Below are 22,060 nucleotides of genomic sequence, written 5' to 3' on the forward strand. Positions count from 1 at the left end.
ATGACGGGATCGCCCGCGATGTTCTTGCCCAGGATGACGGGCAATTGCGCGGTCAAATCGTCGAACGTCTGCGATCCGACGAGTTCGTGGAGCGACACCGACTCGCGCTTTTGATTCGGCAGCTCGATACCGATCACGTTGCGGCCCGGGATGACCGCGACGCGTGCCGAAATCGCCGACATGTTGCGCGCGATGTCGTCGGCGAGCTGGATCACGCGGCTCGCCTTGATGCCGGGCGCGGGTTCGAGCTCGTACATCGTGACCACGGGACCGGGGCGGACCTCGACGATGTCGCCCTTGACGTTGAAGTCATCGAGCACGGTTTCGAGCAGCCGCGCGTTGCGCTCCAGCGCGGCCTTGTCGACCGGGCCGCTGTTCGAGACGGGCGCGGGGGTCAGCATATCGAGCGTCGGCAGGACGTAAGTGTCGCGGCTGGTCGCGGTCGCGTCCGCCTGCGGCTTCGGCTTGGCCGCGGTGGGCGCCAGCTTGCGCTCGCCGATAACCGGGGCGGGGCGCGCCTCGGGCTCCGTCGGCGCCTCGACGCGCGCCTCGCGTCGCGAGGGAGCGGGGGCGAGCGCCTGGCTGTCCTCCAGCTGCTCCTCGTCCTCGTCGTCGTAGAGGTAATCGTCGTCGGCACGTGCGCGAATGCGGCGACGCGCGAGGCGACCGAAGTCGATCTCCAGACTGCGGCCCCACACGATCACCCCCGCGAAGCCCGTGAGCAGGCCGAGCGCGACCAGGCCCCACCAGCTGATCGCGGGGTTGTCGAGGAACGCCATCGCCCAGCGCGCGCCGGCGACCACCGCGAGCCCGACCGCGCCGCCCCAGCCGAACGGCAGCGCGGGCACCGCGCCCGGCGCGACGCAGGCGAGCGCGACCGCCATCAGCGCGACACCGGCCAGCGCAGTGCGCAGCATCCGCCCCCACGCGCCCGCTGGCTCGTCGCGCCACAGCCGCATCGCGACGATCGGCCCGACCGGCAGCAGCAGCGCGCCCGCCGGGCCGAACAGCATCAGCGCGATGTCGGCGAACCACGCGCCGGCGGGGCCGAGCAGATTTTCGACACCGCCGCCGGCGGTGTTGAGCGAACTGTCGCCCGGATGGTAGCTGGCGAGCGCGAGCGCCATGGCGGCGGTGAGCAGCAGCAGCGCGATCGCCACCGCGAGCGACCAGCTACGCAACGCTCCCGCCTTGACCGTCTCGCGCCACAAGGGAGCGTCTGCACGGGTCGCCATACCTGATCCTCAACGATGTCGTGAACTTGGCACAAACCATCCGCTCGCCACCCGGCTTCGTCAAGCGCCCGGCGTTGGCAGGCGCGGCGAAGACGCGTAGAGCGTGGCGCATGAACAACGCTTCCGCGCACGCAGACGTCCTGATCCTGGGTGGTGGTCTGGTCGGCAGCACGCTCGCGGTCGCGCTGTCGCGGGCCGGGCTGAGCGCGATCGTGGTCGATCCCGCCGATCCGGACGTGACGCTCTCGTCCGGGTTCGACGGCCGCGCGTCCGCGGTGGCGAGTGCCAGTCACCGGATGCTCGGCGCGATCGGTGTCGGCGAGCGCCTGCGCGGGCAGGGGTGCGCGATCCGGCAGATCCGCGTCAGCGACGGCCTCGAGCCGGGCAAGCTCGACTTCGTCGCCGACGACCAGGCCGACCCGCTCGGCACGATGTACGAGAACCGGTTGCTGCGTCGAACGCTGTTCGAGGCGGCGTCGAGCGCGGAGCGGGTCGATCTCAGGATGCGGACGCGCGCGGTGGGCGTGACGCGCGATCTCGACGTCGTGACCGCGGAACTGTCGAACGGCAGCATCGTCACCGCCGACCTGCTGGTCGCAGCGGAGGGGCGCCATTCGCCGACGCGCGAGGCGAGCGGGATCAGGGTCGCCCGCTGGCAGTACGATCACGCCGCGATCATCGGCGCGTTCCACCACGAACGCGCGCACGACAATGTCGCGTTCGAGATCTTCTACTCGACCGGGCCGTTCGCGCTGCTGCCGCTGCCCGACGACGAGGTCGGCCATCGCTCGGCGATCGTGTGGACGGTGGCGGCGGATCAGGCGGCGGGCATGTTGAAGCTCAGCGACCGCGGCTTCCTGGCCGAGGCGGAGAAGCGCATGGGCGGGTTCCTGGGCGCGCTGTCCGCGCCGAGCCCGCGCGCGTCCTATCCGCTCGGCTTTCATCACACCACGCGGGTGACCGACACGCGGCTGGCGCTGGTCGGTGACGCGGGGCACGGCATCCACCCGATCGCGGGACAGGGGCTCAACCTGGGCTTTCGCGACGTCGCGACGCTGGTCGAGGTGCTGGTGGAGGGCCGCCGGCTCGGGCTGGAGGCGGGCGACGCGCAATTGCTCGCGCGTTACGAGCATTGGCGCAGCGTGGACACGTTCGCGGTCGCCTTCGCCACCGACACGCTGACGCGGCTGTTCGGCGTGCCGGGCAGGACCGCAAGTGCGGTGCGACGCTTCGGGATCAGCGCGGTGGACGCGCTGCCGCCGCTCAAGGATCGCTTCATGGCCGAGGCGCGTGGCGAGAGCGGGCAGTTGCCGCGACTGCTGATGGGAATGCCCGTCTAGGCGGCGAGCGGAAAGCGCAGCAGGCGATCGTCGAGCGCGACCAGCGCCTCGGCGCGCTCGCCCCCCGACTGCCGCGTCGCGCGCACGATCTCCGGGTGCGTCGCGTCGAGCCCGCCGGTGAGCGCGCCAAAGGCGGGGAAGATCAGCTTGCGCGGGGTCGCGACAAAGCAGCGTCGGGCGACGAGCTTGCCGCGCACGCGGACTCGCAGCTTGGGATGGAAGTGGCCTGACAATTCGGGGCGAGTCTCTCCGGGCTGCGCCTCGTGACGTAGCACGACGCCGTCGACCAGCGCCTCGTCGCACACCGCGCCGCCGCAGCGGTCGACGAGCACGCGGTCGTGATTGCCGGTGATCCACGTCCAGCGCGTGCGCGCGGTCAGCGCCGTCAGCAGATCGCGCGCCTGCGGCGGCAACCGGTCGCATCCCTCGATATCGTGGAAGCTGTCGCCCAGGCACCACACTTCCTCCGCCGCGCTCGCGTCCACCAGCGCGGTCAGGTCGGCGAGGGTGCGGATCGAATCATAGGGCGGCAGCATCTGCCCCGCGCGCGCGAACCAGCTCGCCTTCTCCAGGTGCAGGTCGGCGACGAGCAGCGCGCGCCGTGCTGGCCAGAACAACGCCCCTTGCGCCAGCGCGCGCCAGTCATGTCCGCCGAACGAAAGGGGAACCATGCACGCGCCCATGCCGCAGCGGCGCGGCGGGATCAATCGCCAGCCCCGTAATGATCGGGTGTTCGCTGCGCTCGATTCGTCAACGAGCCGCGGTGGCGTCGAGGAACGCCGCGACCCAGACCAGCGGCGCGTTCCAGTTGATCGCGACCTCGTTCATCGTGAAGGCGCGGTAATCGTCGACCCAGCATTGCTGCGGCGCGCACTTGCCCTTCATCGTCTTCGCAACATCGTCGCTCATCGCGGTGTTGTTGGGGCCGCCCGACAGCACGCCCGCGGGCGGATAGGGGTAGCGCGCGTCGGCCTGGTGCGCCCAGAAGCGGTGGTGCGGATGGCGCATCGGGCGCGCGCCGAAACCGCTGACGTACGACTGGTCGAGCGGATTGCGACCGAGCAGATAGTCGAGCACGTCGATCATCGCGGCGCGGTAGCCTGGGCGCTGCTCGACCTGCCACGCCGCACCCAGCACGAGCGCGCGGTTGAGCAGCGCGGCGTTCGATCCCCATTGATAGGCGGTGCCCGCCATCGGGATGGCGAAGCCGGCGCGCGCGACGTCCGCGACATAGGCGTCGGCCTTGCGCAGCAACGTCCGCCGCGCGCGGGCGACGAGCGGATCGCCCGATCCGGCGGGCAGCGCGGCGAGCGTCATCAGCCCTGCCAGCGCCGTGTCGCCCCAGCTCAGGTCGCCGACGTCGTCGAAGTAGCGCGAACCGTCCAGCGCGGCGCCATAGCGCGCATCGCGCGTGGCGGCGTAGAGCTCGGCCGACGCCCAGAAACGCTCGTCATCCAGCGTCATATCGCCGTAGCCGCCGCTGCCCGCGAAGTCCGAGCTGGCGAACAGCGCAGGGTGTCGCGCGGCGGCGGCCCAAGCACGCCGCGCGGCCGCGTCGGCCCGCGCGGCGAAGGCAGGATCGATCCGACGCCAGATACGCGCGGCTTGCGCCGCGACCGCTGCCATGTTGAGCGTCGCGGCGGTGGTCGGCGGATAGGCGAAGCGCGGCTGCCGATCGTCGGCGGGTGCGGTCGGCAGGCCGGTCCAGGCCGCGTCCGCTACCTTGGAATGCACCAGGCCGCCCGCGTCGATGTGCTGGAAGCCGCTGGCCGGGGCCTGGCCCGTCACGTTGGTTGCGACCGGCAGGTGCTGTCCGTCGGGTAGCTGCATCGCGAGCAGGAACGATACCTCGACCCGCGCCTCATCGAGCAGATCGTCGACGCCGTTGCCCGCCTCCGGCAGCGACAGGCGGCCATCGGCGAACACGTCACGCGCACCGAGTGCGGCGAGACGCTGATGCAGGTCGAGCAGCGTCCACGCCGCGATGCCGCCGTTGACGACGTACTTGCCGTGATCGCCGGCGTCATACCATCCGCCGGTCGCGTCTATCTGGTAATCGCAGCCGGGCCAGCGGACGCCCCGCTGATCGGTGCCGGCGAAGCAGGTGACGATCTCACGGGGATGGCCGGCAGGGCGGGCGAGGTCCGCGCGCTCGACGTAGCGGCGCTCGACCGGGACGGCGCTGCGCTGTTGGTAGAAGAAGCTGGTGGCGGCGCGCGTCAGCGGGGAGAAGGGATGGTCGGAGAGCGCGAAGGGGTGGCTCTCGCCGCCGCCTGCCCTGATGCGGTACCCGCTGCCGGTAGTGCGCACGCCGGAGAAGTCGATGCGGTGCAGCGATAGGCCCGCAGTTGCATCGAAGCCGACCACGATGGTCGACCCGCGCGCGACCTCGCGGCCGTTGCCGTTCTCGAGCGTCCAGGCGATCGGCATCTTCTCGTCGCTGCGCACGATCGCGATCTTCAGACCGCGCGTCTCATAGCTGACCTGGTTGGCGAAGACCCTCTGGCCGTCGGCGGCCGCGCCGGCCGAGGTGATCGTCGCGGCCGCCGCTAGGACGGAACAGCGCAGCAGGCGGGATCGCAGCGTCATGGAGTTCCTCTCGCGATTGGTAACACGTCGATTGCCGACCAGATTAGGCGGTGACGCGGGGCTGTCGAGCCTGCGCGGTCAATCGAGCACCATCGCTTCCTGCGCCAGCGCCTCCGCCTCGATCAGCAGCGCGTCGTCGGCGCTGTTGGTGGACACGCGCTCGCGCCCGATCAGCACCAGCACCGGGACTGCCAGCGGCGAGACGCGCGGCAGGTCGACGTGGACCATCGTGTCGGCGGCGCGATCGAGCAGGCTGGCGAGCCGGCCGACGTCGGTCATCCGCGCGCGCGCGTCGTTCCAGGCGGCTTGCAGCAAGACGTGGCCGGGCTCGTACTGTCGCAGCACGTCGTAGATCAGGTCGGTCGAGAAGGTGACCTGCTTGCCGGTCTTGCGTTTGCCGGGATGTTGGCGTTCGACGAGGCCTCCGATCACCGCGACCTCGCGGAACGCGCGCTTCAAGAGGTGTGAGCGTTCGACCCAGTCGACGAACTCGTCCTCCAATATGTCGGCGGAGAACAGCGCGGCGGGATCGGTGATCTTCTCCAGCCCGAAACACGCGAGCGCGTAATCGTTGGCGACGAAGCCGAGCGGTTTCAGCCCCATCGTCTCCATCCGGCGGGTCACCAGCATGCCGAGCGACTGGTGCGCGTTCCAACCCTCGAATGAGTAGGCGACCATGTAATGCCGCCCCTCGCGCATGAACGTCTCGACCAGCAATTGGTCGGGGCGGGGCATGACCGAGCGGCGGTCCTGTATCTCCAGCCACTCGCGCACGTCGGGGGGGAAGCGGTGCCACTCGGACGGGGTCGCGAGGAAGCCGCGGACGCGGTCGGCGAGGCTGGTCGACAGCGGCATCCGGCTGCCGCCGTAGGTAGGGATGCGCGCCGGGCGGCTGGTCGCGCGGACGATCAGGTCCTCGGTGTCGATTTTCTCGACCTCCAGGCTGAGACCCGCAAAGAAGAAGGTGTCGCCGTGCGAGAGGGTGGAGGCGAAGCCTTCCTCGACCTTGCCGAGCGCGCGGCCGTTGCGAAAACGGACCTTGAGCATCGTCGCCTCGACGATGATGCCGGCGTTCAAGCGGTGCTGCGCGACGAAGCGCGGGTGGCTGACCCGCCAATGCCCATCGGCGTCCTGGCTCAGCCGCTTGAACCGGTCGTAAGCGCGTAAGGAATAGCCACCGTCGCGGATGAAGCCGAGCACGCGGTCGAACAGCTCGTCGGTGAGCGCCGAATAGGGAAAGGCGGAGCGCACCTCGTCGAGCATCGCGCGCTGGTCGAACGGTGCGGCGCAGGCGCATGCCATCAAATGCTGCGCGAGCACGTCGAGCGCGCCCATGCGGAAGATGTCGGGGTCGAGCTCGCCCGCCTCAACCGCATCCAAGGCGGCGCGCGCCTCGAGATATTCGAAGCGGTTGCCCGGCACGACCAAAGCCTGCGACGATTCGTCGAGCCGGTGGTTCGAGCGCCCGATCCGCTGGAGCAATCGCGAAGAGCCCTTGGGTGCGCCCATCTGGATCACGCAATCGACGTCGCCCCAGTCGACGCCCAGGTCGAGGCTGGAGGTCGCGACCAGCGCGCGTAGCCGGCCCGAGGCCATCGCCGCCTCGACCTTGCGCCGCGCCTCTTTCTCCAGACTGCCGTGATGTATGCCGATCGGCAGCTGATCGGTGTTCGATTTCCACAAATCCTGGAAGATCAGTTCGGCAAGCGCGCGGGTGTTGCAGAAGATGATGCTGGTGCGGTGCCGGGCGATTTCCGCCATCACCTGCGCCGCGGCGTAGCGACCCGAGTGGCCCGCCCAGGGCACGCGGTCCTCGGGCAGCAGGATCGCGATGTTCGGGTCCGCGCCACCCTCGCCGCGCACCAGGCTGACGGTGTCGATGTCGCCGTCGGGAGCGAGCCAGGCGCGGTAGCCGTCCGGGTCGGCGACGGTCGCCGACAGCGCAACGCGGCGCATGGCGGGTGCGACCCGCTGCAGCCGCGCCATGCACAGCGACAGCAGGTCGCCGCGCTTGCTGGTGGCGAAGGCGTGGACCTCGTCGACGACGACCGTGCGCAGGTTCGCGAACATGGTGGCGCTGTCGGGGTAGCTGAGCAGCAGCGAGAGCGATTCGGGCGTGGTCAGCAGGATCTGCGGCGGACGCGCGCGCTGACGTGCCTTGCGGTCGGACGGCGTGTCGCCGGTGCGCGTCTCGACGCGGATGTCGAGGCCCATCTCGTCGATCGGGGTGACGAGGTTGCGCTGGATGTCGACCGCCAGTGCCTTCAGCGGCGAGACGTAGAGCGTGTGAAGCCCGTCGGTCGGCGCCTCGATCAGTTCGGTCAGCGTCGGCAGGAACCCCGCGAGCGTCTTGCCCGCGCCGGTGGTCGCGACGAGCAGCGCTGAGCGGCCGCGTCGCGCCTCGGCGAGCATATCGAGCTGGTGCCGCCGCGGCTGCCAGCCGCGATCGACGAACCAGCGCGCGAGCACGGCCGGAAGTTCAGTTGTCGCGGTCATCGGATGGTTCGACCGCGGTTCGGTGCGTCAGGCAAGCGCGATCACGGCGTGCGCGCGCGGTCCTCGGCCGATTGCTCGTGATAGTTGCGGCGCGTGGCTTCCTCGGTGCGGCGCTCCTCGGCCGGACTCTGCTTGTTGCGCAACTTGGCGAACAGGATCGCGCCGCCCAGCACGACGAAGCCGAGGATCACGAGGATTGCCTGAAGATTGTCGCCGAACATCGCCTGCTCCCATGTCTGTTGGCGTTTGAACGAGTGCCGCGGTCGATTCGATCCCGGAACGTAAGCGGCGGCTGGCCGGTTGACCGGAAATGGCGCGCACGACACTCGGCGACTGGATCGAACCGCACCCGCACGGCATCTACGTGCGCCCAGCCGACGCGTGGATCGACCCCTCGACGCCGCAGCCCCGCGCACTGGTGACGCACGGCCACGCCGACCACGCGCGCGGCGGGCACGGCGCGGTGTGGGCGACGCCGGAGACGCTGGCGATCATGGACGTGCGGTACGGCCAGCAATCCGCCAATCCGGTGCAGTACGGCGAGACGATCCGCATGGGCGAGGTCGAGGTCGGCTACGTTCCCGCCGGGCACGTGCTCGGCTCTGCGCAGATCGTGCTCGATTACCGCGGCGAGCGCGTCGTCGTGTCGGGCGACTACAAGCGCCGCAGCGATCCAACCTGCACTCCCTTCGAGCCGATCAAGTGCGACGTGTTCGTGACCGAGGCGACCTTCGGCCTCCCCGTGTTCCGTCACCCCGACACCGGCGACGAGATCGACAAGCTGATCGCCGCGCTCCACGCCAATCCGACGCGCTGCGTGCTGGTCGGCGCCTACGCGCTCGGCAAGGCGCAGCGCGTGATCGCGGAACTGCGCGAGCGCGGTCACGAGGCGCCGATCTTCCTGCACGGCGCGCTGCAGCGATTGTGCGACCTCTACGTCGAGCAGGGCGTGCGGCTGGGCGAGCAGCGCGCGGTCGCCGAGGCGAGCAAGGCGGAGATGGCGGGGCACGTCGTGATGTGCCCGCCCGGCGCGCTCAACGACCGCTGGTCCAGGCGGCTGCCCGACCCGATCACCGCGATGGCGAGCGGGTGGATGCGCGTGCGCCAGCGCGCGCGGCAGAAGAACGTCGAGCTGCCGCTGATCCTGTCCGACCACGCCGACTGGGACGAGCTGACGACGACGCTGCTGGAGATCAGCCCCAAGGAGGTGTGGGTCACCCACGGGCGCGAGGACGCATTGGTCCACTGGTGCATGACCCGGCAGATTCGCGCGCGCGCGCTGGCGCTCGCCGGGTTCGAGGACGAGGACGACTAGCGGCTGGCGTCAGCGGCAGTCCGGTGTACCGCCGCCGTTGGCGTAGAGGTAGGCGATGACGTCGGCGCGGTCCAGGCCGTCGCGCAGCCCGGGAAAGCGCATCGACGTGCCGCGCACGACGGCGGCGGGGTTGGTCAGCCAGCGGTCGAGCCGCGCGCACGTCCACATGCCGCCGACCGCCTGCAGCGCGGCGGTGTAGCCGAAGCGCTGGCTGTTGTGCCCGACCCGCGCACGCGTCACACCGTACAGGTTGGGCCCGTCGTGGTCGCCGGTACCCTGGTTGACCGTGTGGCAGGCGGCGCACTGGCGGAACACCGCGCGCCCGGCACCGGCGTCCGCCACCTTCATGCGATCGGTGAGCGGCGCGTCGGGCGACACGCCGCGATCGCCCGCGGCGGGGGCGCAGGCGGCGAGCAGCGCGGCCAGCGCGAGGCTAGTCGAACGAACTGCCGCCCGCGTCACCGTCGCGTCCCTCCAGTTTCGCCCACAAGCCGCCGGTGCCCGCCTCCTGCGCGCGGTTGACGTATTGCGACGCGACGAGGCAGCCCTTGATCGGGCGCAGCGGCAACAGGCAGCCGAGCACCATCAGCGGCAGCGAGGTGACGAGATGCACCCACGCCGGCGGATCGTACGCCACCTGTATCCACACCACGACGAAGGTCAGCGGCAGCGCGATAATGCACAGCGAGAAGAAGGCGGGGCCGTCGTCGGCGGCGGCGAAACGGTAATCGAGGCCGCAGCGGTCGCACTTGGGCGCGATCTTGAGCCAGGAGGAGAACAGCCGACCCTCGCCGCAGCGCGGGCAGCGGCCCTTCAACCCGCAGCGCAGGATCCATTTGAGCGGCGAGGGGCGCTCGGCGGGCGGTGTCTCGGGCTCGTCCATGGCGACTAGATGGGCACTTGGGGCTGAGAAGGCGAGGGCGGGACTGGCAGTTCCACGATATCGCGCCCGCCAGCCTCAGCGCACTGGCGCGCGCTCGACCTCGCCGCCCTTCATCACGAACGCGACGCGCTCGAGCGTGCGCACGTCGGCGAGCGGATCGCCGTCGACCGCGATCAGGTCACCGTAGCGGCCGGTCGCGATCGCGCCGACGTCGCTGCGGTTCAGCGCCTCGGCCGCGTTCTTCGTCGCGGCCTGGATCGCCTCGATCGGCGTCATGCCCCATTCGACCATCTTGGCGAACTGCCGCGCATTGTCGCCGTTCGGGTAGACGCCGCCGTCGGTGCCGAACACCATCTTGACGCCCGCAGCGTGCGCGGCGCGGAACGTCTCGCGCTGCTTGCGGCCGATCACCTTTTCCTTCTCCAGGCTCTCAGGGAACGCGCCGTTCTTCGCACCCTCGGCCAGGATGTAGTCGTCATTGTAGATGTCCATGCTGAACCAGGCGCCGTGCTCGCGCGCGAGCTTGAACGACTCGGGGCCGGCGAGGCTGGCGTGCTCGATCGTGTCGACGCCGGCGCGCAGCGCGTCGTTGATGCCCGCGGTGCCATGCGCGTGCGCGGCGACGCGCATGCCGAGCATGTGCGCCTCGTCGGTCACCGCCTTCATCTCAGGCAGACTCATCTGCTGCGCGCCCGGCGAGTCGCGCTTCGACAGCACGCCGCCGGTGGCGCAGATCTTGATCACCTCGGCGCCGTACTTGCGCATCGTGCGCACCAGCTTGCGGTAGCCGTCGGGCGTGTCGGCGACGCTGGGGTTGGGGACGCTCGCGAACGACGGCGGCAGCGCCTCGGTCGCGTCGCAGTGGCCGCCGGTCGCGCCGAGCGCGTAGGCGGCGGGAACGATCCGCGGGCCGGGCACGTAGCCGCCCTCTATCCCCTGTTTCAGCGCCACGTCGTCGTAATTGCCCGAGCCGACGTTGCGCACGGTGGTGAAGCCCGCGTCGAGCGTCTTTTTCGCGTTGGCGACGCCGACGACGGTGGCGAAATTGTCGGTGAACTCGAGCCCGCGATAGCCCGAGAGCCGCGGGTCGCTGGTCAAATGGACGTGCATGTCGATCAGCCCGGGCAGCAGCGTGCGCGCGCCCAGGTCGATCCGCTCCGCATCTGCGGGCACGCTATCGCCGCGGCGGCCGACCGCGGTGATCCGGCCGTCGGTGACGACCACCTGCGCGTCGTCGACGCGGCGGCCCGACAGCACGTCGATCATGTGCGCGGCGGTGACGACGATGGTGCGCGCCTCGGCGGCGAGCGGCGACAGCGCGAGCATGGCGGCGCCGGCCAGCGCGGAGAGACGATGCATGCGAGAACCCTTCCCCTGTTGCGCGCAACCTTGCCGCGCGCGCGGCGGCGCACAAGTGCTTTCGTCCGCGGCGGCGGACGGGTGCTTTCGCTTGAATGGGTGAAGGATGCTGGCCTAGGCTCGCGCGAACGAGATCACACAGGGGGTTCGCGCGTGTTTCGACTGGCTTCGATGTTGCTATTGAGCGCGGGAATGACCGTCAGCGCCGCCGGCACCGCGCAGGATCGCGCGGCCGAGCGCACGGGCGCGGACAAGGCCGCCGCCAAGGAGAAACCCGGCCGCACCAACGCCGAGATCCAGCGCGACCTGGTCGAGGCCGATTACGCCGCCGCGCCGGTCGCCGAGCGCGCGGTGGTGTCGCGCGGCAACGTGGCGGTCGCGGGCAAGCGGCTGGGCTATACCGCGACCGCGGGCACGCTGACGCTGCGCGACACGGAAGGGAAACCGACCGCGTCGATGTTCTACACCGCCTACACGCTCGACGGCACCAGGCCGGGGACGAAGCGGCCGATCACCTATTTCTACAACGGCGGGCCGGGCAGCCCGACCTTCTGGCTCCACATGGGGTCGTTCGCGCCGATGCGGCTGAAGACCGGCAACCCCGAATCGATCCGCCCCGCGCCGTACGATTTCGGCCCGAACCCCGACACCTTGCTCGACAAGACCGACATGGTGTTCCTCGACGCGATCGGCGCGGGTTACTCGCGGCCGCTGGGCGACGTGAAGCCGAGCGCCTTCTACGGCACCGACGAGGATGCCGACGCCTTCGCCAAGGCGATCATCCGCTACTCGACCATGTACGGCCGCTGGAACTCGCCGAAGTTCATCTTCGGCGAGAGCTACGGCACGCTGCGATCGGGCGCGCTGGCGTATCAATTGCAGGACCGCGGCATGGCGCTGAACGGCGTGGTGCTGCTGTCCTCCATCATGAACTACGGCTATCGCCAGCCCGGGCTCGATCAGGTGTATCTCAACTACCTGCCGAGCTACGCCGCGACCGCGTGGTACCACAATCGCGTGCCCAACCGCCCGGCGGACGTGGCGACGATCGTGCAGCAGGCGCGCGACTTCGCTACGGGTGCGTACATGTCCGCGCTCGCCAAGGGGCAGAACATCTCGGTGCAGGAGCGCGACGCGGTGGCGCGGCGGATGAGCGAGCTGACCGGGCTCAGCCCCGACTTCATCATCCGCTCCAACCTGCGCGTCGACCTGCCGCGATTCCAGAAGGAGCTGCTGCGCGGCACGCGGCGGACGATCGGGCGGTTCGATTCGCGCTACACCGGGCTCGACGCCGACGCGGCGGGCGAGCGGCCGGAGACCGACGCCTCGTCCGACGCGATCTCGGGCGCGTTCATCGCGACATTCAACGATTACGCGACGCACACCTTAGGCTACAAGACCGACATGCCGTACCGCTTGTCGGCGCGCGACGCGGCCGGGTGGGAGTGGAACTGGAAGCACCGCGCGCCGGGCGGCGGATACGGTTCGATGCAGAACAATCCCAACACCGCGGTCGATCTCGCCGCGGCGATGCGCGCCAACCCCTACCTCCACGTGCTGTCGATGAACGGCTGGTACGACATGGCGACGCCGTTCTTCGGCACGGAGAACGACCTGGGCCACATGATGCTGGAGCCCGCGCAGCAGCAGAACCTCAAGTTCACCTACTACCCGGCCGGGCACATGACTTACCTGAACCCCGAGGCGCTGCGCGCGATGAAGCGCGACCTGTCGGACTGGTACGATCAGGCGGTCAGCGACGCGCGCAACGGCACGCCTGCGCAGCCCGCCAGCATGTCGGCGGCGCAGGCCACGCCGCCGAACTGATAGAGAGATAAGGGGAGAAGATATGTCGATCCGTCACCTGACGCTGTTGCTGCTCGCCGGCACGGCGGCGTCCGCCTCCGCGCAGACCCGTCCCGCCGCCGTACCGGTCGCCGCCAGCAGCACCGCCGCCGAGGACGCGCGCTTGGTCTCCTTCCTCGATCGCGCGTTCGACGAGCAGGTCGCGCTCAGCCCGGAGGCGCAGACGAGCCTGGGGCTCAAGACCAATTACGGCCGGCTCGACGATTACACCGACGCCGCGGCGGTGAAGAGCCGCGAACTCGGCGAGCGCCAGCTCAAGCAGATGCAAACCGAGTTCCAGCCCGCTCGCCTGGGCGAGAGCGCGCGGCTCAGCTATCGTTTGTTCGAGCAGCAGGCCGAGCAGGCGCGCGCGGCGTTCCGCTTTCGCGACCACGGCTACATCATCTCGACCAACGGCAGTCCGATGGGCGAGGTGCCGGTGTTCCTGATCAACAATCACCGTATCGACAATGCCGACGACGCGCGCGCCTATATCGCGCGGCTGCGCGATACCGAGCGGGTGATGCGCGAGAGCGCGGCCGAGCTGCGCGCGCGCGCGGCCAAGGGGATCGTGCCGCCCAAGCTCAACTTCGCCCCCGTCCGCGCCGACGCGACCAAGGTGGTGACCGGTGCGCCGTTCACCGCCGGCCCCGACACCGCCGTCCTCGCCGACTTCAAGAAGAAGGTCGCCGCGCTCTCCATTGCGCAGGCCGAGAAGGACAAGCTCGTCGCCGACGCGATCGCGGCGATGACGGGGCCGTTCAAGCGCGGCTACGACGTCATGTTCGCCGCGCTCGACGCGGTCGAGCCGATGGCGAAGGGCGACAATGGCGCGTGGAGCCTGCCCGACGGCGCGGCTTACTATCAGCAGCGGTTGCGCGCGACGACGACGACCGACCTGACCGCGGACCAGATCCACCAAATCGGGCTCGACCAGGTCGCCTCGATCGGGCGCGAGATGGAGGCGATCAAGCGACAGGTCGGCTTCACCGGCACGCTGCCGCAATTCTTCGACTACATCCGCACCGATCCGAAATTTAAATATCCGAACACCGAGGCGGGCCGCGAGCAGTATCTGTCGGACGCACGCGCGGTGATCGCGGACATGATGGCGAAGGCGCCGCGCTGGTTCAGCCACCTGCCCAAGGCCAGGCTGGAGGTGCGCGCGGTGGAGAAATGGCGCGAGGCGACCGCGCCGACCGCCTTCTACAACCAGCCCGCGCCCGACGGATCGCGTCCCGGCATCTACTACGTCAATCTGGTCGACATGAACCAGACGCAGAAGGTGCAGATGGCGGGCATCTCGGTCCACGAGGGCGCGCCGGGCCACCATTTCCAGATCGCGCGCGCGATGGAGCTGGACGGGCTGCCCAAGTTCCGCCGCTTCGGCGGCTACGGCGCCTATGCGGAAGGCTGGGGGCTCTATTCCGAGCGGCTGGCGAAGGAGATGGGCGCGTACAAGGACCCGTATTCGGAGTTCGGCATGCTCTCGCTCCAGATGTGGCGCGCGATCCGGCTGGTGCTCGACACCGGCATCCACTCCAAGCACTGGACCCGCGCGCAGGCGATCGCGTACTTCAAGGCTAACAGCTCGGTCAGCGACACCGACGTCGCGCGCGAGGTCGATCGCTACATCAACTGGCCGGGGCAGGCGACCGCGTACAAGATCGGCCAGCTCAAGATCACCGAGCTGCGCGCTAAGGCCGAGCGTGCGCTGGGGCCAAAGTTCGACATCCGCGACTTCCACGAGGCGGTGCTGGCGCAGGGCGCGCTGCCGCTCGACGTGCTGGAGGAGCAGGTCGACCGCTACATCGCGGCGAAGAAGGGATGAGGGTGCGTCAGCCGGTCGGGACACTCGATCGGCTGTTGAGAAACTGTGAATAAGTTGTTGGTAGTTGCTACGGCGTGCTGTGCCACCGCAAAGCGGCGAATATCTCGATGAAGCCAAAGCTCGTCATCCCGGGCTCGACCCGGGATCCCGCTGCCTTGGTCGCGTAGAAGCAGAACCCCGGATCAAGTCCGGGGTGACGTAGGTAGTTGTTCAGCCCGAAAGCGCGCGGGCGCGGCGGCGCTGGACCGAGCTGCCGATCCCCATCGCCTCGCGGTATTTCGCCACCGTCCGCCGCGCGATGTCGAAGCCCTTGGCGTTGAGCAGCTCGACCAGCGTGTCGTCCGAAAGGACCTTCGCACCCTCGTTCGCGATCAGCGCGCGGATCGCGCTCTTCACCGCCTCGGCCGATACCGCGTTGCCGCCGTCGGCCGACTGGATCGCCGAGGTGAAGAAATATTTGAGCTCGAACAGCCCGCGCGCGCACGACAGGTACTTGTTCGAGGTCACGCGGCTGACGGTCGATTCGTGCATGTCGATCGCCTCGGCGATGCGCGCCAGCGTGAGCGGTCGCAGGTGCGACACGCCGTGGAGGAAGAACGCCTCCTGCTGGCGCACCAGCTCGGTCGCGACGCGGATGATCGTGCGCTGCCGCTGGTCGAGCGCCTTGACCAGCCAGTTCGCGCTGGCGAGCTGATCGCCGAGCCACGCCTTCGACGCCTTGTCCTGCGCGCCCGAGGCGAGTTCGGCGTGGTAGCGGCGGTTGACCAGCACGCGCGGCAGCGTCGCGCCGTTGATCTCGACGTTCCAGCCCTTGGCCGCGCGCGTGACGTAGACGTCGGGCACCACCGCGGGCGCGACCTCGCCCCCGAAGCGGCAGCCGGGCTTGGGATCGTAGCCGCGCAGCTCGCGGATCATGTCGGCCATGTCCTCGTCGTCGACGTGGCACAGCCGTTTCAGGCGCGACAGCTCGCCGCGCGCGAGCAGGTCGAGATTGTCGATCAACCGCGCCATGCACGGATCGTAGCGATCGACCTCCCTCGCCTGGAGCGCGAGGCATTCGGCGAGGTCGCGCGCGCCGACGCCGGTCGGATCAAACGTCTGGATGACGCCGAGCACCGCCTCGACCTGCGCCAGCGCGACGCCGAGCCGCTGCGCCACCTCCAGCAACCGGACCTGGAGGTAACCCGCCTCGTCGATATGATCGATCAGGTGCTGCGCGACGAACAGGTCGTGGCCCGAGAAGGCGGTGCCGGCCTGCGCGAGCAAATGGTCGGCCAGGCTGTCGCCGCGCGTGTCGGCGAAGGCGTCGAGGTCGGGCATCTCGCCGCCTGACACGCTGCCGCCGGCGGGGCCGAGCGAGATGCCCCCGTCAGACGGGCCATCGTCGAACCGCTCCGCCGAGATGTCGACGTCGAGCGCCTCGCCCGCGGCCTCGCCCGTCATCACCAGCTCGTCCGCGCCCGCGGGCTCGTCGCGCGCCGGGGCGGGGGCGTCGGGCGCGACCACCGGCGTGTCCTCGGCGGCGGGCGCGGTCTCCAGCAGCGGATTCTTCTCGACCTCCTCCGCGATCACGCCCTCGATCTCGAGGTTGGAGAGCGCGAGCAGCTTGATCGCCTGCTGCAGCTGCGGCGTCATCACCAGCGACTGCGACTGGCGCAGGTCGAGGCGCGGCGCGAGGCTCATGCGTGTGGCTCGCCGGTGTCGTGCGGGCGGGCCGTCATCGCTACAGCGTGAAGCCTTCGCCGAGGTAGAGCCGGCGGACGTTGGCGTCGGCGACCAGTTCCTCCGGCGAGCCGGTGAACAGCACGCGGCCGTCGTAGATGATATAGGCGCGGTCGACGATGTCGAGCGTCTCGCGCACGTTGTGGTCGGTGATGAGCACGCCGATGTCGCGGCTTTTCAGGTCCTTCACCAGATCGCGGATGTCGGCGATCGAGATCGGGTCGATGCCCGCGAACGGTTCGTCGAGCAGCATGATCGACGGATCGGCCGCCAGCGCGCGCGCGATCTCCGCGCGCCGCCGCTCGCCGCCCGACAGCGCCATCGCGGGCGCGTCGCGCAGCCGCGTCAGTCCGAATTCGTCGAGCAGTTTCTCGAGCTTGGCCGAGCGCGCCGACGCATCCGGCTCGGACAGTTCGAGCACGGTCATGATGTTCTTCTCGACCGACAGCCCGCGGAAGATCGAGGTTTCCTGCGGCAGGTAACCGAGCCCCAGGATCGCGCGGCGGTACATCGGCAGTCCGGTGATGTCGTCGCCGTCGAGCATGATCCGCCCGGCATCGGGCTTCACCAGCCCCATCACCGAGTAGAAGCACGTCGTCTTGCCAGCACCATTGGGGCCGAGCAGCCCGATCACCTCGCCGCGCCCGACCGACACCGACACGTCGGTCAGGACGATGCGCTTGTCGTACGACTTGGCGATCGACACGACCTGCAACCCGTCGCTGACGGGGGCCTCGTGGATCGGCTCGACCTGATCGAGCAAGGAGTCGGCGGTGGTCGCCATGCGCGGGCACTTTCCGGAACGGTTGGTCGCCGACCGCTTTACGCCCAAGCCGCTTGGCAGGGAACCTGCATGATGCACTGGCGCTTCCATGCGTGCGGCATCCTTCACCCATGTTGATCGGTGTTAGGACGATCGACCGGAACCACGCGCGCGAGTCGCCCGTATGGCCCTTCCATGCCTACGCCTGAGACACCGATGTTCCCGTGGCGCCACTCGGCGCAGGCAGAACTCGAAGCCATGATGCACGCGCACGTCGACGATCGTGCCTTCCCTTGCGTCGGCGCGAAGGCCGCGCTCGCCAAGGGGACGTTGCAGGTGCTGGCGTGCAACCTCATCGACAGCTCGTGGGACGACCTGCGCATCCACGACGGGCTGATGCGCTTCGCCCAGGCCTACCGCGACGAACCGGGGCTGTTCCGCAGCTTCGCGGTGGTGTTCGAGGGGCCGGACGATCTCGACGAGGCGACGTTCGAGCGCGCGCTGTGGAAGCGGATCCAGTCGCTGTCGGACAAGGACGTGTGGCGCGGGCAGGATTACGACGCGCGCGTCAGCGCCGACCCCGACGATCCGCATTTCTCGCTGAGCTTCGGCGGCGAGGCGTTCTTCGTCGTCGGGCTCCACCCGCAAGCCTCGCGCCCGGCACGCCGTTTCGCGCGGCCGACGATGGTGTTCAACCTGCACGACCAGTTCGAGACGCTGCGCGAGCAGGGCCGCTACGAGACGATGCGCGAGAAGATCATGGTCCGCGACGAGGCGATCGCGGGATCGCGCAACCCGATGCTCGCGCGCCACGGCACGTCGAGCGAGGCGCGCCAGTATAGCGGGCGCGTGGTGGATGCGGGCTGGCGCTGCCCGTTCCATTACTCGGGCGACGCCGAGCAGTGAGTCTCCGCGCGTGACGGCCACGACCGAGATCCCGCCGCGCTCGGGCACGGCGTTCACGCTCGACGCCGGGCAGACGCTGACCGTGATCGACCCGCGCGGGGTGCAGGTGGCCGACCTGCTCGCCTACAATCGCGACGATCTGCGCGAGGTGATCTCGTCGGGGCGCACGCTCGATTACGCCGAGACGATCCAGCTGACGACCGGGCATCTGCTCTATTCCAACCGGTCGCGCCCGATGCTGGAGATCGTCGCGGACGACGTCGGCGTCCATGATTTCCTGCTGACGCCGTGCTCCTTTGACACGTTCCGCCACTTCTACCCCGACGAGCCGCCGCACCGCGGCTGTTTCGGCAATCTCGCCGCCGCGCTCGCACCCTATGGCGTGACCGAGGACATGATCCCGGTCGCGTTCAACTGCTTCATGAACGTGCCCGTCGATGGTACCACGGGCCGGTTGCAGGTGCTGCCGCCGGTCAGCAAGGCCGGCGACCGGATCATGTTCCGCGCGCAGATGGACCTCGTCATCGGGCTGACCGCCTGCTCGGCCGGCGCGTCGAACGGCGGCAGCTTCAAGCCGATCGAGTACCGGGTCGACTGATCGCGCGCTGGGTCCATCGGCTGTGGTGCAACCTAGGCCGGCCGCGTACGCTGGAGCGAGCATGAGCAACCAGCGCGTCTTCACCCGCGTCGAACCCTCCGGAACGCGCGGCACCATCACGCGCGCCGCGATCGGCGAGCACCCGGTCGCAATCGAGGTCAACGGTTTCGGCTACGCGGTGATGATGGCGACGCCGGCCGACCTGCGCGACTTCGTCACCGGCTTCGCGCTGTCGGAGCGGATCGTCGCGGCAGCGGGTGAGATCGCCGATCTCGACCTGTTCGAGGCACCGCTCGGCTGGATCGCGCGGTTGACGGTTCCCCCCGCGCGCGCCGGCGCGATTGCCGCGCGGGTCCGCGCGCGCGCCAGCGACAGTTCATGCGGGCTGTGCGGGATGGACAATCTGGAGGCGGTGCACCGCGCGCTGCCGCGGGTGCCCGCGAGCACGATCGACCCGGCGGCGATCTTCCGCGCGCTGGGCGAGATGCGCGCGCATCAGCCGCTAAACGCCGCGACCGGCGCCGCGCACGCCGCGATGCTGTGCGCCGCCGACGGCGCGGTCCGGCTGGCGCGCGAGGACGTTGGGCGACACAATGCCTTCGACAAGCTGATCGGCGCGATGGCGCTGGGCGACCTGGCGTGGGAGGGCGGCTTCGCGCTGCTATCGTCGCGCTGCTCGTACGAACTGGTCGAGAAGGCCGCGCTGTCGGCGTGCCCGGCGCTGGTGACGGTGTCCGCCGCGACCGACCTGGCGCTCGCGCGCGCGGCGCAGGCCGGGTTGACGCTCGTAAGCCTGGCGCGCTCGGACGCTGTGTTGTTTCCGCCATCGTAGATAGGGGTACTTTTCGCGGGGTGATGCGTTAATTGGTCCATGGCCGAGCAACACGACGATCGCCCCGATTTCACGCCCTATACCGGTCCGTCCGGCGGCTGGGGGTCGATGCGCTCGCTCGCCGACATCGTCCCGCGCGAGAAGAACCCGATCGAGACGTCGGCGGAGTTGCTCCGGCAGAACAAGCACGATGGGTTCATGTGCGTCAGCTGCGCCTGGTCGAAGCCGTACCCGCCCAGCCCGGCCGAGTTCTGCGAGAACGGCGCCAAAGCGACCGCGTGGGAGATCACGAGCCAGCGCGTCACCCCCGACTTCTTCCGCGCGAACACGCTCACCGCGCTGCGCGACTGGTCCGACAACCGGTTGGAGGAAGCCGGGCGGTTGACCCACCCGATGAAGTACGACGCGGCGAGCGACAAATATGTCGTCGTGCCGTGGGAGATGGCGTTCAAGGAGATCGGTGCCAGGTTGAAGAGCCTCGCGCCCAAGTCGGTGGTCTTCTACGCCTCGGGCCGCGCGAGTCTCGAGACCTCGTACATGTACCAGCTGCTGGCGCGGATGTACGGCAACCAGAACCTGCCCGATTCGTCCAACATGTGCCACGAGTCGACCTCGGTAGGATTGAAGGCCGCGATCGGCGTGCCGGTCGGCACCACGCGGCTGGAGGATTTCGACACCACCGACTGCATCCTGCATTTCGGGCAGAACGTCGCCACCAACAGCCCGCGGATGCTTCACCAGCTCCGCGCGGCGAGGAAGCGCGGCGTGCCGATCATCGTGTTCAATCCCCTACGCGAACGCGGGCTGGAGCGGTTCACCGACCCGCAGAACCCGATCGAGATGGCGACCGGCGGCGAGACGCGGATCGCGACGCAATACCATCAGGTGCGTGCGGGCGGCGACCTGGCGGCGATGATGGGAATCGCCAAGTGGCTGATCGAGCACGACCGGCTCGACCACCAGTTCATCGCCGAGAATACACACGATTTCGACGCCTTCGCGGCCAAGGCGCGCGCGACCGGCTGGGACGAGATCGAGCACGAATCGGGGCTGACGCGCGACGCGCTGTCGATGGCGGCGGAAGTGTACGGCCGCGCCAATGCGACGATCGCGATCTACGGCATGGGGCTGACGCAGCACGTCAAGGGTGTCGACAACGTGCGGATGCTGGTCAACCTGCTGCTGCTGCGCGGTAATATCGGCAAGCCCGGCGCGGGCCCGACCCCGGTGCGCGGCCATTCCAACGTGCAGGGGCAGCGCACCGTCGGCATCACGGAGAAGTCCGAACTCGCCCCGCTCGACAAGTTCAAGGAAATGTACGGCTTCGAGCCGCCGCGCGATAAGGGGCTCGACACGGTCGAGGCGTGCCGCGGCGTCATCGACGGCAGCGTGCGCGGCTTCGTGTCGCTCGGCGGCAATTTCGTCCGCGCGACGCCCGAGACGCGGTTGATGGAGGAGGGCTGGCGCCAGCTCGACCTGTCGGTGCAGATCGCGACCAAGCTCAACCGCAGCCACCTGATCCCCGCCGCCGGCGATACCTGGCTGCTGCCGTGCCTCGGCCGGATCGAGCGCGACCTGCAGGAAACGGGGCCGCAGCACGTGACGATGGAGGATTCGACCAGCGTCATCCACCCGTCGTTCGGCAAGGTCGACCCCGCCAGCCCGCACCTCTTGTCCGAACCCGCGATCGTCGCGGGAATCGCGAAGGAAACGCTCGAGCCCAACCCGCGCGTACCGTGGGACAAGTGGGTCGGCGACTACGCGCTCGTCCGCGACGAGATCGCCGAAGCCTTCCCCGACTTCTTCGAACGCTTTAACGAGCGGTTGAAGGAGCCGGGCGGGTTCTGGAAGGGCAACAAGGCCGCCGGGCGCGAGTGGGACACGCCGTCGAAGAAGGCCGAGTTCATCGTGCCCGACGTGCTCAACGCCACCGGCTTCACCGACGCCGAGGGTCGCTACCGCATGCTGACGGTGCGCTCGAACGACCAGTTCAACACCACGATCTACGGCTATTCCGACCGCTTCCGCGGCATCAACGGCACGCGGCAGGTGGTGATGATGAGCCCCGCCGACATCGCCGAGCGCGGTCTGTCGGAGGGGCAGAAGGTGACGCTGGTGGGCGACGCGGGGGACAGTGTCTCGCGCCGGGTCGAGGGGCTGATGGTGGTCGCGCGCGACGTACCCAAGGGCTGCGTCGCGACCTACTACCCCGAGTGCAACCCGCTGATCGCGCTGGAGCATCACGCAGAGGAGAGCCACGTCCCCGCCGCCAAGTCGGTGCCGGTGCGCATCGAGGTGTGAGGCGGCGCGGTCCGGCGTGTCGCCCACGGTGGCGGCACGCACGGG

At 69.4% G+C, this 22,060-nt stretch carries 18 protein-coding genes; 8 read left to right on the top strand and 10 right to left on the bottom strand.

What is annotated here, in order from left to right:
• Positions 1–1,235, bottom strand: a 1,235-nt coding sequence (locus ACFDS6_RS11615; RefSeq protein ID WP_375272325.1) for a DNA translocase FtsK 4TM domain-containing protein, incomplete at its 3' end; no start/stop codon positions are given.
• A gap of 110 nt (positions 1,236–1,345) precedes the next feature.
• Between ACFDS6_RS11615 and ACFDS6_RS11620 the strand changes: the two genes are divergently transcribed.
• On the top strand, positions 1,346–2,575 hold the full coding sequence (locus ACFDS6_RS11620; RefSeq protein WP_375272326.1) for a UbiH/UbiF/VisC/COQ6 family ubiquinone biosynthesis hydroxylase: 1,230 nt from the start codon (positions 1,346–1,348) through the stop codon (positions 2,573–2,575).
• Here ACFDS6_RS11620 and pdeM read toward each other — a convergent pair.
• The 4 genes from pdeM to ACFDS6_RS11640 form a co-directional block, all read right to left on the bottom strand.
• Positions 2,572–3,246 (bottom strand): ligase-associated DNA damage response endonuclease PdeM, encoded by a 675-nt coding sequence (gene pdeM, locus ACFDS6_RS11625; RefSeq protein ID WP_375272327.1) that lies wholly within the window; start codon positions 3,244–3,246, stop codon positions 2,572–2,574. The two genes, ACFDS6_RS11620 and pdeM, sit on opposite strands and share 4 nt — an antisense overlap.
• Before the next feature lie 79 nt (positions 3,247–3,325).
• A complete protein-coding gene (locus tag ACFDS6_RS11630) occupies positions 3,326–5,164 on the bottom strand; it encodes a glycoside hydrolase family 9 protein (protein ID WP_375272328.1) in 1,839 nt (612 codons plus the stop codon).
• 78 nt (positions 5,165–5,242) lie between these two features.
• Positions 5,243–7,660 (bottom strand): ligase-associated DNA damage response DEXH box helicase, encoded by a 2,418-nt coding sequence (locus tag ACFDS6_RS11635; RefSeq protein WP_375272329.1) that lies wholly within the window; start codon positions 7,658–7,660, stop codon positions 5,243–5,245.
• Positions 7,661–7,701: 41 nt separating this feature from the next.
• Complete coding sequence (locus tag ACFDS6_RS11640; protein WP_375272330.1) at positions 7,702–7,881, bottom strand: LPXTG cell wall anchor domain-containing protein; 180 nt, start codon at positions 7,879–7,881, stop codon at positions 7,702–7,704.
• An 89-nt stretch (positions 7,882–7,970) separates the two neighbouring features.
• Between ACFDS6_RS11640 and ACFDS6_RS11645 the strand changes: the two genes are divergently transcribed.
• Entirely contained in the window at positions 7,971–8,975 is a 1,005-nt protein-coding gene (locus tag ACFDS6_RS11645; RefSeq protein ID WP_375272331.1) for a ligase-associated DNA damage response exonuclease, read from the top strand.
• Positions 8,976–8,984: 9 nt separating this feature from the next.
• On the opposite strand, the gene ACFDS6_RS11650 is transcribed toward ACFDS6_RS11645, so the two are convergent.
• The 3 genes from ACFDS6_RS11650 to ACFDS6_RS11660 form a co-directional block, all read right to left on the bottom strand.
• Complete coding sequence (locus ACFDS6_RS11650) at positions 8,985–9,437, bottom strand: c-type cytochrome (protein ID WP_375272332.1); 453 nt, start codon at positions 9,435–9,437, stop codon at positions 8,985–8,987.
• Positions 9,409–9,858, bottom strand: a complete 450-nt coding sequence (locus ACFDS6_RS11655) for a DUF983 domain-containing protein (RefSeq protein ID WP_375272333.1) — start codon at positions 9,856–9,858, stop codon at positions 9,409–9,411. Before ACFDS6_RS11655 ends, ACFDS6_RS11650 begins: the two co-directional genes overlap by 29 nt.
• Before the next feature lie 75 nt (positions 9,859–9,933).
• Positions 9,934–11,217, bottom strand: a complete 1,284-nt coding sequence (locus ACFDS6_RS11660) for an amidohydrolase family protein (protein ID WP_375272334.1) — start codon at positions 11,215–11,217, stop codon at positions 9,934–9,936.
• Between the two features lie 192 nt (positions 11,218–11,409).
• Between ACFDS6_RS11660 and ACFDS6_RS11665 the strand changes: the two genes are divergently transcribed.
• Positions 11,410–13,044, top strand: a complete 1,635-nt coding sequence (locus tag ACFDS6_RS11665; protein ID WP_375272335.1) for a S10 family peptidase — start codon at positions 11,410–11,412, stop codon at positions 13,042–13,044.
• A 22-nt stretch (positions 13,045–13,066) separates the two neighbouring features.
• Complete coding sequence (locus ACFDS6_RS11670) at positions 13,067–14,893, top strand: DUF885 family protein (RefSeq protein WP_375272337.1); 1,827 nt, start codon at positions 13,067–13,069, stop codon at positions 14,891–14,893.
• Positions 14,894–15,103: 210 nt separating this feature from the next.
• On the opposite strand, the gene rpoN is transcribed toward ACFDS6_RS11670, so the two are convergent.
• On the bottom strand, positions 15,104–16,576 hold the full coding sequence (rpoN, locus tag ACFDS6_RS11675; protein ID WP_375272338.1) for an RNA polymerase factor sigma-54: 1,473 nt from the start codon (positions 16,574–16,576) through the stop codon (positions 15,104–15,106).
• Between the two features lie 40 nt (positions 16,577–16,616).
• Entirely contained in the window at positions 16,617–17,399 is a 783-nt protein-coding gene (gene lptB, locus ACFDS6_RS11680) for an LPS export ABC transporter ATP-binding protein (protein ID WP_375272339.1), read from the bottom strand.
• A gap of 174 nt (positions 17,400–17,573) precedes the next feature.
• Between lptB and gntA the strand changes: the two genes are divergently transcribed.
• From gntA to ACFDS6_RS11700, 4 genes are all read left to right on the top strand, one after another.
• Complete coding sequence (gene gntA / locus ACFDS6_RS11685; RefSeq protein WP_375272341.1) at positions 17,574–18,284, top strand: guanitoxin biosynthesis heme-dependent pre-guanitoxin N-hydroxylase GntA; 711 nt, start codon at positions 17,574–17,576, stop codon at positions 18,282–18,284.
• Between the two features lie 10 nt (positions 18,285–18,294).
• A complete protein-coding gene (locus ACFDS6_RS11690; protein ID WP_375272342.1) occupies positions 18,295–18,882 on the top strand; it encodes a DUF1989 domain-containing protein in 588 nt (195 codons plus the stop codon).
• 61 nt (positions 18,883–18,943) lie between these two features.
• Positions 18,944–19,714, top strand: coding sequence for a formate dehydrogenase accessory sulfurtransferase FdhD (gene fdhD / locus ACFDS6_RS11695; protein WP_375272343.1), 771 nt, complete (start codon positions 18,944–18,946; stop codon positions 19,712–19,714).
• A gap of 39 nt (positions 19,715–19,753) precedes the next feature.
• Entirely contained in the window at positions 19,754–22,015 is a 2,262-nt protein-coding gene (locus ACFDS6_RS11700; protein WP_375272344.1) for an FdhF/YdeP family oxidoreductase, read from the top strand.
• Positions 22,016–22,060 lie beyond the last annotated feature (45 nt).

Origin of the sequence: Sphingomonas sp. (assembly GCF_042095875.1) — a bacterium.
Taxonomy (GTDB): domain Bacteria; phylum Pseudomonadota; class Alphaproteobacteria; order Sphingomonadales; family Sphingomonadaceae; genus Sphingomonas.

Excerpts from the sequence above, each read along its gene's own strand:
- rpoN (WP_375272338.1), bottom strand. The coding sequence starts at position 16,576 with ATGAGCCTCGCGCCGCGCCTCGACCTGCGCCAGTCGCAGTCGCTGGTG.
- ACFDS6_RS11640 (WP_375272330.1), bottom strand. The coding sequence starts at position 7,881 with ATGTTCGGCGACAATCTTCAGGCAATCCTCGTGATCCTCGGCTTCGTC.
- fdhD (WP_375272343.1), top strand. The coding sequence starts at position 18,944 with ATGAGCAACCAGCGCGTCTTCACCCGCGTCGAACCCTCCGGAACGCGC.
- ACFDS6_RS11630 (WP_375272328.1), bottom strand. The coding sequence starts at position 5,164 with ATGACGCTGCGATCCCGCCTGCTGCGCTGTTCCGTCCTAGCGGCGGCC.
- ACFDS6_RS11700 (WP_375272344.1), top strand. The coding sequence starts at position 19,754 with ATGGCCGAGCAACACGACGATCGCCCCGATTTCACGCCCTATACCGGT.
- ACFDS6_RS11665 (WP_375272335.1), top strand. The coding sequence starts at position 11,410 with ATGACCGTCAGCGCCGCCGGCACCGCGCAGGATCGCGCGGCCGAGCGC.
- ACFDS6_RS11645 (WP_375272331.1), top strand. The coding sequence starts at position 7,971 with ATGGCGCGCACGACACTCGGCGACTGGATCGAACCGCACCCGCACGGC.
- ACFDS6_RS11660 (WP_375272334.1), bottom strand. The coding sequence starts at position 11,217 with ATGCATCGTCTCTCCGCGCTGGCCGGCGCCGCCATGCTCGCGCTGTCG.
- ACFDS6_RS11670 (WP_375272337.1), top strand. The coding sequence starts at position 13,067 with ATGTCGATCCGTCACCTGACGCTGTTGCTGCTCGCCGGCACGGCGGCG.
- gntA (WP_375272341.1), top strand. The coding sequence starts at position 17,574 with ATGCCTACGCCTGAGACACCGATGTTCCCGTGGCGCCACTCGGCGCAG.
- ACFDS6_RS11635 (WP_375272329.1), bottom strand. The coding sequence starts at position 7,660 with ATGACCGCGACAACTGAACTTCCGGCCGTGCTCGCGCGCTGGTTCGTC.
- ACFDS6_RS11620 (WP_375272326.1), top strand. The coding sequence starts at position 1,346 with ATGAACAACGCTTCCGCGCACGCAGACGTCCTGATCCTGGGTGGTGGT.
- ACFDS6_RS11655 (WP_375272333.1), bottom strand. The coding sequence starts at position 9,858 with ATGGACGAGCCCGAGACACCGCCCGCCGAGCGCCCCTCGCCGCTCAAA.
- pdeM (WP_375272327.1), bottom strand. The coding sequence starts at position 3,246 with ATGGTTCCCCTTTCGTTCGGCGGACATGACTGGCGCGCGCTGGCGCAA.
- lptB (WP_375272339.1), bottom strand. The coding sequence starts at position 17,399 with ATGGCGACCACCGCCGACTCCTTGCTCGATCAGGTCGAGCCGATCCAC.